The following is a 10,846-nucleotide window of genomic DNA, read 5'->3' as shown; positions in this document are numbered from 1 at the left end:
CGCATCGGTGAGGGCTGTGGCAGTCTGTCTGTAGCGCCCATCCCCTTCTGTTTGGGTTAAGTATTGAGCATGGGGGTCGGTCGCCGCTACGTGATTGTTGACTGCGGTTGTTACTTCAGCGTCACGGGCGATCGGCTGAGGTATTTGGGGCTCGGTAATTGGATTGTGTAAAGGCATTAGATAAGCACTAGCTCGGTGACATTAACGGTAGTTGCGCTGTTTGTACTTCGCATCACGGCCGGCCCTTGCCACGGTGCCGCCGATGAATCTTCAAAGTATCCCCCCGGCAATAATTCCGCAGTGAATGCAGTGGGGGAAATAGTTGTCCCGTAAGCAAACAGCGCGTTTGCCGTTCCGTCATTGAAGATCGTAAATCCTCGCCGATTTTTAGCTGCACTTCGATCCGAGATAATCGTAGTAGTTGCAGTTGTCAACGCAAACTCTGTTAAAGTACCTGCGTTAGAAAATTGTGTTAGCTGCTGTTGTTGCTGCTGTTGGCTGGGATTAAATAAAGTCATAAATCAAAAATTATCAATTGCATTTTTTACTTGAGCATCTGAAACTTCAATGTACCGCATTAATGAAGATATACTTTTGTGCCCCGTTGCTTTTTGGATTACTTTTACACTGCAACCCTGCTCATTTAAGCGAGTAATAAAACCACGTCGCGCCGAGTAGAGACTAAACCCTTGATTCTCTAACCCTGCTTTTTTAACTGCTCGTCTAAAAGCTTTGTCTACTGCCTGTTGGCTCAGATGTTTGTCAACCCTATATAAAGAGGGAAACAAAAAACCTGTTTCCGGCGGCTGGTAAGCAGCAAGCATTAATTTGAGAGCGCGGTGGATAGTCAGTTCGCGGGTTTGTCTGTCCTTTCGGTTAGCTGCGGGATAAACCACTGTGTCACGCGGTTGACCTGTTGTTGGGCTTTGATAAATATGGCTAACGTCTATTTTCAGGATAGCTCCTGGCCTCTCCCCAGTGTACCAAGAGATTGCTAAAAAGAGTTTATAGATATCGGATGTAAATTGGTTGCTGATTTGATTGAAAGTTATTTGAGATAATGGCGTAGCTTGTCCAATCCCTGCGATTTTCACAGTTGTCGATTCCGTATAAAAACTGCAATAAGAACAACTATTTTGTTGTTGTTTTTAGTCTAGCGCGTCAAACCGTTAATGTCACGTAGTTTTCAAATCAAGAAAGGTTGTTGATTTGTCTATTTCAGCAACTTCTTAAGAATTTAACAACAGAACATTGAGCTAATGAATCTTATTTAAACTGAAAAAGTAAGGTTAATAAAATTATTATTTATGGCGGATCATATTTTCGGTGCTGGTGCTAGTGTTTCCGGCACTTCTCACGCCAACCCTACAGGCCCGGCAAGTAAAGAACGGTATGTGTACGGAATATTAGGACTTTTGGAACAGGAAGAGAACATTTTACCAAGAGTCTCTGAGCGTACTGACCGAATAACAATCACCGCCAACTTAAGCACCAAGACTGCCGCGATTGACTTACTCCTAAACGTTGTCGCGTCTAATGTGGTCGGGGGTAACACTTCCTACAGTGCATCTCATTACCTCACCGGATCGACATTCACCAGTGGCACGAGTGGCGATAGCAGCGCGCCAAACATTGCACAAGCTGCAATGGAAGCGGTAATTGCCCTAAAACTAATTGAGCTTGATAAAGGTCGCAACCCAGATAACAAGACCGTAATAACGCGCTGCACTCACATCCTTGCCGCCAGTGGCGGCACTAACGCCACATTTAGCGCGCTTCTAGAATTTCCCATCGAAATAATCAGCTTGCCCGGTGGCGGTTCAGTTATTGAAGGCAAAAATTATTTAACCTAATGGCTGAAAATCAACTTGAAAATACTAAAACTTTTCGTCGCAGTATCACCGCCGCTGACGGTACGGGGATTATTGAAATTTTAAGTTGTGCTAACTCCTTCGCAGAGTACGACGCTTTATCTACTTCTTACTACTTAGGAAAAAGCTTTTATTTGGAAGCCTTTAGCGGTGCAATATATTTACCATCTTTGCAGCAAGCTCCTTTCCCGGAAATATTTCCTGAGATGAATTCAGCGGAAAAAATTGCGGCAATGCTTGCTATTGAAGAAGAATATCCATTTCTAGGGTTGAGATTTTACGCCCGCAAAGGTACGGGCACATGGTCTACGCTGGCAACTGCAAGGCTTCAAAATAAAGGAAGAGAAACCACAATTCCTTTCACAATTCCTTATCTTACAATTAATCAATTAAAGTTACTAAGCCCCGACGATAGTCTTGGTGTTTCTATCATTAATTATGGCTCTGGCGTGTTGGGGGCTGGCGATTACATCAATTTAGAAGGCGATTATAGATACAACATTGACCTAATTGCTAAGCCACAAATTCGGACAATTGGTGCCGGATTGCCTTACGGCATTGACATCCCGACAGGAGCGCCAACTCGATTCCGAACCGCTAACGCGAACCGCGCCATCCTGTACGCCACAAACACAGGAAACACGCCGATTTGGATTGCTGGCAATTCCAGTGTGACAGTCGGCACGGGCATTTACCTTGCACCCAACGGCGGGGGAAATCTTACAGAGCAAACTTTGACCGGGGAACTTTGGGCGATCGCAGACGGCGACACTTCCCGCATCGCCGGAGTAGAGGCGAGTTATGTCTAGGGTTTCTAGTAAATCAAGGTTGTCGCCAAGCGCTACAAGAAATTTTGACCTTAGCAAAGATAGAAATTTTGACCTTAGCAAAGATAGAAATTTTGACCTTACCAAAAATGAGGGAGTTGATTTAGGTCGAAAATCGACAGTCTCTCAATCGTTGGGTGGTATTGGAGTTACTCAAGAGATTATTGATATCGGGGGTACAAAAATTACAGGTGGAGTAAGTGTCGATGTCAACCCTCTTCGTTTAGACATTAGTGGCAACCCGAATTGGGAGGATCCTACTAAAAATACAATTTCAATTAGTGGAAATGCAGAAATTCCGGGAGGAATTTTAGGGATCTCTGGAGGAGCCACAATCAATACGAATACAGGAGAAATTACGGGAGGAAGTATTGGGGGGGAAATATTGGGAATAGGTATTAATATCTCGTCTCAAGAAGGCAATACAGGGATAGAATTCACCTTGCAGATTCCCGGAACTCCTATTACTTTGAGCTTGGGATTGGAATCGCCAGCCAATCCTAAAAAAGAACTTATCCCAACACCAACACCAACACCAACACCAACACCAACAACACCTATTAGACAAGATGAACCTCCCACGCCTACTTATAAAAATTTACCGCCAGACGTGCCAAGAAATCCTTTAATAATTCCGCCTATTCAAGAGCCTATTTTACTACCGGAGCCAACAACGGAAGGTATTATTAAACGGTGTCACGTAGTCTTCAAAATTGATAGTTATGTGCGAACAATGACTGACTGGGGAGCAAATAGACACGGTGAAATTATTGACAATAATACAATGGTAAGTGGAGCGTTGTCAATACACTACAAACATTCTTACACGCATTGGCACTTAGCACAAGAAATGTTTAATTATACTCGAAATTATCATTCAGCAAGTACGTATGAACTACCTTTCAGAGGTGGTGGTAGTAATACTTTTCTATATCGGATGGTAGGAAAACCAGATATAACGTGTTATGTTACCCGTATTTATGACAAAAGCGGCAAAAATCAAGTATTTGCACACTCACTAGAAGGACAAGAGCCTGCTATTTACGATTATATAAGCCGTCAATTCCAAAGAGTAGAATACAGAAAATTTAGAAGTCATAACGGGTTTGATTATTTATTACAAGTTCCCACAGTGTTAAGGGGGGGTGATCCAACTAATTTAAAATACCCAACCGAATATGCTAGTACAGGAAATGGTTCAGTATATCCGGTACTCTATAGAAGTCCAGACGACGAAAGTTACAAAACTTTTGAATATGTTGTCACAATATTAGAATCTTCTTGTTTCCGTCCAGAACTTCAACCCCCAGAACTTCAACCTCCTAGTACAAGCCCGCCGCAAGCCCCAACTCCTTTCCCGAACCCACCACCGAGGAAAAGGAACATGGACGAATGCTGTAGAGATAGTCTGAAACTGCTTAGAGAAATCAAAGCTTATGACGAGGAACTTTTGCGGCTGCTTGGTCGCCAAGTTGGGCCCAAAGGCTTGCTGCCAATGACTGGCACCGCAGGGTTTTTAGGAGAAAAAATTAAGCGAATTCAAACACCTATTACAGACGGAAAAAATCTCAAAGAAATTGAGGTTTCATTTCCGACTGTATACCAACTATTGAGTTACGCCTTGAAACAAGCTAACGATTTAGATAGAGCTTTAGACCCCAAATCTTACAAAATACCGAGTGGCTACATTCAGAATCCCGAATACAACAGAGATTCCGAGCATTCATTAAAATACAATGACCAACCCGACAGAGACAAATCCGGTAAAAAGCGCGAATTTGAAATTAACGAAGATTCAGAAGCTAAAATGGGAGGCTTTTTAGAACAGCAGCAATACGTATTTGACGCACTGAAACGATTTGATTATTTATTTCCAACTGGAGAGTTTAAAAATTTTAAAATAGATAAATCATTAATAGCTCCTGGAAAGACAGGAGATATGCAGATTCACAATAACTTTCAAACACTTGAAGTGCTATTTCAATACTTAAATTCTTCTCTCGGCAATCCCAGAGAACCTATTCATGTAGCAGACACAAATCCCGGCAAAGAAGGCAGTCAGCCTATTACTATTACACCCTTCAGCTTGTCGCATTTAATGCGAGAAACTTTCAAATATATTGTTGACATGGAGGGCGACCAAGATTCTCAATTAAATTTAGCACTCCGAGATTTTCGTACTAACTTATCCAATCGCATTCAAATTATACAAATAGCCGAAATGGTAAAGGCTATTTACGAAGACACTGGAATGCTGGAAAAGCAAGAGTACGTCAAAGTCAAATTAGAAGGAGACCCTTACGCAGGCTGCTACTTAGAAGGCAAAGGATTTGAACCCCGCAAAGAATTAGATGAAAACACCGAAGAAGCAAGCGAAAAACTGTTAGAAGCAACTCTGAAAAATTTTGAAATAAAAATCAAAGTATCCCGCAGAGATAACAAAAAAGACCCTAACGACTTGCGGGATATCATCATCGAACTTTACAACAAGCTAATAGAGCAACAGGGAGGAAGGGCAATTGATATCGATTTAGTCGAACAGGAGTTGAAAAAAGCAGAATTTAACGTATCACTTGACAGTGCTTTAACCAGGGCCGATTTTAAAAAGGCTCAAACTGCATCGCGATACCGCACTCGTAAAAAGAAAAAATAGGAATATTTTAATGAATCTAACTACTGCTTACTTGCCCCAATCTTGGGTGAACGGCGAAGGCATAAGCGAAATGATTGAAGGAGTAAAAGAGTTTTTTGGAGGCGTAATCAATACCGCCGCTCAAGTTTGGAATAACTTTCAAAAATATATTAAAAGTAAAGAAATTGGCAATATTTTTGCACCTGGAACAACAGTTAATTTTGGTGACTGGCTTGACGAAGACCCGTTGGGGGCTTTTGTAGGTGGGTTGGCTGTTGGTTTACAGTGGGCTGTTGAGTTTTTTCTCACTGGCGCTGCATTAAAAGGAGTTTCCGCAGTACTTAAAGGTGGCGGGGCTGTAATGCGTCTTGGTGGCAAAATCACAGGGATGTTTAATCGAGTACGCCCTATGTTGCGTTTACTGAAAAGTCGAATTGTGCAGCGCTTAACGATAGGTGCGATGGTTCGCTGGGGCGTAGGTGGCGTTCAGCGAGTGTGGAATTTTGACTGGAATCAATCTGATATGAAAATTCGGGAACAGCAAGGGCAGTTGATAGAAAATTTGACTCCACAGTGGGGTGAAGCACTTGGGTCTATTCTTGGTACTTTTTGCGGTTTTAGCCTTGGGAGGTTAGCTGAAGCTAATCAACATAAATTAATTCGATTCAACCCAGAAATTGTAGCAAAGTTAAACGAATTAAAATTAAATAGTTTTGATGAAGATTCAGAGTTTTGGGAAGAAGCGAAAGAAAACCTTAAATCTGCTGTAAATGCGTCCATGCGAGTTGGTTCCCAACTTTTAGGGCTGGAGGCTTTTTTAAATATTCGCAAAATCATTAGAGGCGGTGCTAAAACTATTAACCTTAAAGCTTTATTTCCCAGTATGGATAAATGGATTGAAAGCTGGGGCGAAGAAGAACGCGAACCTTGGAGCTTTGCTAAGACACAAGAGGAATTTATCGAAAGATTCCCTGAAGGGTGGAAACGCGAAACAGTAGAAGAAGGTCTTGAAGCATTTCAAGATGCTTGTGCGGAATCGTTGGTTAAAGTTTCTTACGCTTTATAAACAATATGGCAGATTATACCGGAGCAGCAAGAATTCTTAGTTCATACTTGAGCCAAGAAAATGGTTCGGAGACGGACACAACTCCTGATAACTACGGAGTAGATATTTTCATTGATGACTTTGAGGATGAGTTTCCTATGCCTGATTCGGCGGATATCGAGGGCTGGGTTCCAGAGTCAAGGCGCGCTAATTCTCAGCGTCCGTGGGGGCAACAATTTGGAGCACGGCCAAAAATTCATGAAGTAAACCAGCCTTTAAAAGCACAGGAACGGGGATGGCGTTTGCTAGATTTACACCCCAACCGTGACCACAAGGAAGAATATTATCGGTTTGCCGGAACCCCCGCGGAGTTGCGGATATTATTGCAACTGGCGCGGGCAACTCGCGAAATAACAGGTCGGCATATTAATTTTGAAGAATGGTTTGAATTATGGGAAAATGGTTTTCCTAAATTCATAGAAAATAGAAGTACAACTAATTTTTCACTAACTGGCGAAAAGCCTTGGCGCGGAAAGGCTGAAAATAAACCCCGATTTAAAGAATGGACAACACCGCAGCAACGACTAGATTACGGATTTCGGATAATTGAATATTGGCGCGATCGTTCTGTTCAATCTGACTCAATAATTTTGTCTGGCACAGATTTGCAATTAATCAATCACGTAATCCAAGTTGAATACGAAGGGGGAGGGGCAGGCGCCAACAAAAATTTAAATCGCACTTGGCCGTTACTGAAAGGACAGCCAGAAATTAAATTGTATTTCTTGGGAGAAGGTAAGGCAAGCGGTGAGGTGTCATTTCGCATTATGGATAAGTCCGATGATCCAAAAAGCCCCTTACCTAGCATTAGCAAATCTGATTTGGTTAGCTACGCTCGCCTAATAAAAGAAAATTTTGCCGTGCCTGAATTATTTACTTGGGAAAAAGGTAGGGAAGTAATTAGTTATCGCAACAGGTGGCAGGGTTTCGAGGGTTGGTATTTATCTAAAAATGAATCTGCTGGTCGGGGCCTCATTTCGCGAATGCTGGCTATTACAGGACAGTCGCTGGATGAAGCAAGCTTAAGATTTACTACCGCACCCGCATCTGCATTCCCGCCAGACCCACCAGATATTACGGTACTGGGAGAGCTCGTGGGACAAGATGCCGATCGCCCCATAGTGAACGTAAAATTTTATCGTGCAGAAATAAAATTATCCAAGCTTCGGACGCCTATTTACCTCAATGAAAGAGCTCGAATTGTTTACGAGTAAATCCAACACGTATGTTTTTGTCGGAAACCCATAGGGTTTCGGGTAGCGTTACAGGGTTGTCGAGCGCCAAGCGCTTCTATTAGCTTGGCTGTATCAAAGCTCAAAGGAAATTTTCTTATGGCAGTACCTGTTGCATACTTCACGATCGGCCCCGCTGCCGCCGTTCGCCTCACGGAAAACTACAAAGCGATTAGTGCTGACTTAGGACTAGGCGGCGGCTCCGCTACTCCGATTACTGGAAAAACTCTTCTTCGATCTGGCGCGCTCCAAGATGCCCAAGAAGCGGGCAGGATTAGAATTCAACTAAGAAACGGCACAAGCAAGCGTCGCAAAGGTGTATCTGTCCTTTGCGCTATGGACAAGATGGAAGAAGCGCCAGCAGCGGTAATTGGTAAAGAATTTGGTACCGGCTGGGTGATCGTTGGCTCTGGTTATCCCCGTAAAGCCGTTTTTTCTTAGTTAATTTTATTAGTCAAACGCTACAGCAAATCATTCAATTAAAAGACGAAAAATATGCCAACAGCTAAAATCGGATTGTGTAGAGCAACCGTCTCTACAGTCGTAGAGGGTGCAGAGTTAAAACAAACTGTGTACTTTCGATCGAATACACTTATGTATGTAGGAGACTTCGCAGCAAATGCAGGCATTGAAGTTGCTCCAGCCGGAACGCTAAGCAACCCAGCAATACCGGTTAAAAATCTTATCCGAGGTGGATATTTAACTCGGATGGTAGCAGTCACAAAAGCTACTGCTACGACCCCATCAAGTCAGGTAAAAATTTTAGTTAATAGCAGTAAACTTGCAACAGCGCGAGCCTGGCCCGATGGCGCGAAAACATTGCCAGGTTCTTCTGCCGGTCCTATTGTAGCCATTCGTAACGCCAATAGAATGCGCCTTTCTTAATTTTTGGCGTTTGTACAGACTTTTTTTATTGTTCCCTTACCCACAATCCCATGTTAAATTTGACTGATGTTATTCAAGGAATTAAAAATCCTGAGCTTAAGACTTCGCTTTCCTCGCTCAAGGAAACTTCACCTGAAGCATTACTCAACGACATTATTCGAGCTTACCTGGCGGCTCAAAAAAATTACAACGCGGCTCAAGAGGGAGAAGAGACTCCCAATTTTCTTAACACAATCGTAAGGATTGATAAGCAACCTGTAGCCTTAGATGAGGACGAAGGAGTTGCTTATCAAGACGAAGTGATTACTTTGCGACTTCGGAACATTTTTGGGGTACAAGAAGTTACTGCATTTAAAAATGCAGTGAAAGGGATTTTATGAAAAAAATACCTCGAATTACAGTAATTCAAGAATTCAAAGATGAGGCAGGAGAAATTACCGGACAAATTACCAGCCAATCCGGCGCGGATGGTACTTGGCTGCAATTTGACTGCGAATGCTTAGACGCTTTGCCCGTTTGCCGATCGCAATGTTGCAGCCTCCGAGGGACTTTTCTTACTGAGGCAGAAGCCCATTCGGGTAAGTATGATTGCTTCGCCGACCCGGAAACAGGTTTACCCCAGCTTCGGCGTGACGCAGATGGAGCATGTACCTATCTTGATCGCGAAACTAAGCTTTGCAGCATTTACGATCGCAGACCACAAGTATGTCAATCTTTCCATTGTACGCGGGGTGCAGCGGTACGCGGTTGGAAATTACCTAATATTGTGCAGCGACACTCAGCATGAGCTTACTCGTTGAATTAGGAAATTCTGGCAATTGGATTCTAACTGATTCGCAGTCTTTTTCTGGCTTTCCTTTGCCAGAATATGTGCCGCCTTTTCAATTTGAGAAACACATCCTAGCGATATATGTAGATAATTTCGACGCAAAAGATACTTGGAATTTTGCTGGATGGGTGAGCCAAAAAATTAGATTAGGTATTGGGCCAAGTCAGGGGGCTGAATCGGTAAGCAATAAAAAGTTGTGGCTTCGTCGCACACAACTTTTTATTTTTCCTAAACTCACAACTACCTATACTCTAGCTATTAACTTCCCTCAGTGGTTTAAGCGAGCTGATTGCACTATATGGGAATATTGGGGCCCCGAAGCCGACACAACGACTAATGCTATAGGACAGGTTCGCAGCGACGTAATTAGAGTCGAAAACAAAATTAATTTATTGCTCGATCAGCATTTAAGTCCGTGAAACCAGACTTGACACTAATAAGCGTTGCGCTTTCTGCTGTTGTGGCAGCGCTTTCAATTGCAACTAGCCTTTGGAAAATCACTAAGTTAGTTGTAGCAAAATCCAGGGCGCAGGAAGCTCGGCTCAATCACTTGCACACGGCGGTAAAGTCGCTGAAAGAAGACCATCAAGACGTAATTTATTATTTGTCTTTGCCAGAACACGAACGGGGCAAATTTTATCCTCGTAGAGGGACGCGAACAATAACCAAGGAAAGCTTGCAGAGCTACGACGACGAACACACGGACTTTAGTTAAATGGATAAATACTCTTATCGCTTTACTATTGCGAGTTTAAATGTTTCCGTAATAATGTTAGTGGCTGCGGGTGCGATTCTAGTTTTCCAGAAAGAAAATACCACAGGATTAATCCCTTTTCTAGCGCCGATTTTAACTTTATTGGGCGGTTTAGTGGTTTCTCCCCCAAAGCCTCAAAGTGACCATAGATAGAGCTAAACAACTTCTAGGAATTGCCAATCCTAGCATATGTCAGTTATTAGATTGCTTAGAAGACCTTGCCAAAGAATACGGATACATTCAGGGTATGACTATCGGGAATTTACGAGACTTGGTATCCGGCAAGAAAACACTTGCCGAAATTCAAAACTTAATCGAACAAATCAAGCAAAAAATAAAATGCACAAACTAATTTTTACAATGCAATTAGCTCAATCAAGCGAGTTAATTTATGGGAACTTGCAGCTTATTTATCCCGATGGCAAGGCAATCGACTACATGGCAACTTCCGGCTGTGCGGACTGGCAGCGACCGGGCGACGAGTGGCAACGGGGGAAGGGCCCTATTCCAGCGGGTGAATATCAAATCCCCAGCGAGCCTTATTATTTAGAGACTCGCGGCGTAGAGGGCGACTTTTTCCACATTACCCCCGATCCGGTAGTTTCCGAACACGGCATCAGGGCCGAGCTAGGGCTTCACTTTGATGCCAATTATCCCGGTAGCGCGGGGTGTGTAGTTTTGCGAAACTGGGAAGGCTGGCGGCGTTTTTGC

General features: G+C 43.1%; 15 protein-coding genes. 13 read left to right on the top strand and 2 right to left on the bottom strand.

Annotation, left to right across the window (positions count from 1 at the left end; translation table 11 throughout):
* Positions 1-176: 176 nt before the first annotated feature.
* Both QUB24_RS31320 and QUB24_RS31315 read right to left on the bottom strand, forming a co-directional pair.
* Positions 177-518 (bottom strand): hypothetical protein, encoded by a 342-nt coding sequence (locus QUB24_RS31320; protein WP_333157454.1) that lies wholly within the window; start codon positions 516-518, stop codon positions 177-179.
* A 3-nt stretch (positions 519-521) separates the two neighbouring features.
* A complete protein-coding gene (locus QUB24_RS31315; RefSeq protein WP_333157453.1) occupies positions 522-1,094 on the bottom strand; it encodes a tyrosine-type recombinase/integrase in 573 nt (190 codons plus the stop codon).
* Between the two features lie 213 nt (positions 1,095-1,307).
* On the opposite strand from QUB24_RS31315, the gene QUB24_RS31310 reads away from it, so the two are divergent.
* The 13 genes from QUB24_RS31310 to QUB24_RS31250 form a co-directional block, all read left to right on the top strand.
* Positions 1,308-1,853: a hypothetical protein gene (locus tag QUB24_RS31310; protein WP_333157452.1), complete on the top strand. Its 546-nt coding sequence runs from the start codon at positions 1,308-1,310 to the stop codon at positions 1,851-1,853.
* Positions 1,853-2,680 carry a hypothetical protein gene (locus tag QUB24_RS31305; RefSeq protein ID WP_333157451.1) on the top strand — a complete coding sequence of 276 codons (828 nt, stop codon included), beginning with the start codon at positions 1,853-1,855 and terminating at the stop codon, positions 2,678-2,680. The genes QUB24_RS31310 and QUB24_RS31305 overlap by 1 nt, the downstream gene beginning before the upstream one ends.
* Positions 2,673-5,351, top strand: coding sequence for a hypothetical protein (locus tag QUB24_RS31300; RefSeq protein WP_333157450.1), 2,679 nt, complete (start codon positions 2,673-2,675; stop codon positions 5,349-5,351). The genes QUB24_RS31305 and QUB24_RS31300 overlap by 8 nt, the downstream gene beginning before the upstream one ends.
* A 10-nt stretch (positions 5,352-5,361) precedes the next feature.
* Positions 5,362-6,396 carry a hypothetical protein gene (locus QUB24_RS31295; protein ID WP_333157449.1) on the top strand — a complete coding sequence of 345 codons (1,035 nt, stop codon included), beginning with the start codon at positions 5,362-5,364 and terminating at the stop codon, positions 6,394-6,396.
* 5 nt (positions 6,397-6,401) lie between these two features.
* Positions 6,402-7,649, top strand: coding sequence for a hypothetical protein (locus tag QUB24_RS31290; RefSeq protein ID WP_333157448.1), 1,248 nt, complete (start codon positions 6,402-6,404; stop codon positions 7,647-7,649).
* Positions 7,650-7,766: 117 nt separating this feature from the next.
* Positions 7,767-8,108, top strand: a complete 342-nt coding sequence (locus QUB24_RS31285; RefSeq protein WP_333157447.1) for a hypothetical protein — start codon at positions 7,767-7,769, stop codon at positions 8,106-8,108.
* Positions 8,109-8,162: 54 nt separating this feature from the next.
* Positions 8,163-8,552, top strand: coding sequence for a hypothetical protein (locus QUB24_RS31280; protein WP_333157446.1), 390 nt, complete (start codon positions 8,163-8,165; stop codon positions 8,550-8,552).
* 50 nt (positions 8,553-8,602) lie between these two features.
* Positions 8,603-8,932 carry a hypothetical protein gene (locus tag QUB24_RS31275; RefSeq protein WP_333157445.1) on the top strand — a complete coding sequence of 110 codons (330 nt, stop codon included), beginning with the start codon at positions 8,603-8,605 and terminating at the stop codon, positions 8,930-8,932.
* On the top strand, positions 8,929-9,339 hold the full coding sequence (locus QUB24_RS31270; protein WP_333157444.1) for a YkgJ family cysteine cluster protein: 411 nt from the start codon (positions 8,929-8,931) through the stop codon (positions 9,337-9,339). Before QUB24_RS31275 ends, QUB24_RS31270 begins: the two co-directional genes overlap by 4 nt.
* Positions 9,336-9,800: a hypothetical protein gene (locus QUB24_RS31265; protein ID WP_333157443.1), complete on the top strand. Its 465-nt coding sequence runs from the start codon at positions 9,336-9,338 to the stop codon at positions 9,798-9,800. The genes QUB24_RS31270 and QUB24_RS31265 overlap by 4 nt, the downstream gene beginning before the upstream one ends.
* Positions 9,797-10,096, top strand: coding sequence for a hypothetical protein (locus QUB24_RS31260; protein ID WP_333157442.1), 300 nt, complete (start codon positions 9,797-9,799; stop codon positions 10,094-10,096). Before QUB24_RS31265 ends, QUB24_RS31260 begins: the two co-directional genes overlap by 4 nt.
* Positions 10,097-10,288 (top strand): hypothetical protein, encoded by a 192-nt coding sequence (locus tag QUB24_RS31255; RefSeq protein ID WP_333157441.1) that lies wholly within the window; start codon positions 10,097-10,099, stop codon positions 10,286-10,288.
* Positions 10,289-10,474: 186 nt separating this feature from the next.
* On the top strand, positions 10,475-10,846 hold a 372-nt coding region (locus QUB24_RS31250), incomplete at its 3' end, for a hypothetical protein (RefSeq protein WP_333157440.1).

Origin of the sequence: Microcoleus sp. B9-D4 (assembly GCF_036705105.1) — a bacterium.
In the GTDB taxonomy this organism is placed as follows: domain Bacteria; phylum Cyanobacteriota; class Cyanobacteriia; order Cyanobacteriales; family Microcoleaceae; genus Microcoleus.
The sequence above is the reverse complement of the archived record's forward strand: the minus strand, read 5'-3'. Positions and strand labels throughout refer to the sequence as shown.

What these genes read in the sequence shown, in the direction of transcription:
- QUB24_RS31290 (WP_333157448.1), top strand. Translation starts at nt 6,402, where the DNA reads ATGGCAGATTATACCGGAGCAGCAAGAATTCTTAGTTCATACTTGAGC.
- QUB24_RS31295 (WP_333157449.1), top strand. Translation starts at nt 5,362, where the DNA reads ATGAATCTAACTACTGCTTACTTGCCCCAATCTTGGGTGAACGGCGAA.
- QUB24_RS31300 (WP_333157450.1), top strand. Translation starts at nt 2,673, where the DNA reads ATGTCTAGGGTTTCTAGTAAATCAAGGTTGTCGCCAAGCGCTACAAGA.
- QUB24_RS31285 (WP_333157447.1), top strand. Translation starts at nt 7,767, where the DNA reads ATGGCAGTACCTGTTGCATACTTCACGATCGGCCCCGCTGCCGCCGTT.
- QUB24_RS31275 (WP_333157445.1), top strand. Translation starts at nt 8,603, where the DNA reads ATGTTAAATTTGACTGATGTTATTCAAGGAATTAAAAATCCTGAGCTT.
- QUB24_RS31255 (WP_333157441.1), top strand. Translation starts at nt 10,097, where the DNA reads ATGGATAAATACTCTTATCGCTTTACTATTGCGAGTTTAAATGTTTCC.
- QUB24_RS31270 (WP_333157444.1), top strand. Translation starts at nt 8,929, where the DNA reads ATGAAAAAAATACCTCGAATTACAGTAATTCAAGAATTCAAAGATGAG.
- QUB24_RS31280 (WP_333157446.1), top strand. Translation starts at nt 8,163, where the DNA reads ATGCCAACAGCTAAAATCGGATTGTGTAGAGCAACCGTCTCTACAGTC.
- QUB24_RS31310 (WP_333157452.1), top strand. Translation starts at nt 1,308, where the DNA reads ATGGCGGATCATATTTTCGGTGCTGGTGCTAGTGTTTCCGGCACTTCT.
- QUB24_RS31320 (WP_333157454.1), bottom strand. Translation starts at nt 518, where the DNA reads ATGACTTTATTTAATCCCAGCCAACAGCAGCAACAACAGCAGCTAACA.
- QUB24_RS31305 (WP_333157451.1), top strand. Translation starts at nt 1,853, where the DNA reads ATGGCTGAAAATCAACTTGAAAATACTAAAACTTTTCGTCGCAGTATC.
- QUB24_RS31265 (WP_333157443.1), top strand. Translation starts at nt 9,336, where the DNA reads ATGAGCTTACTCGTTGAATTAGGAAATTCTGGCAATTGGATTCTAACT.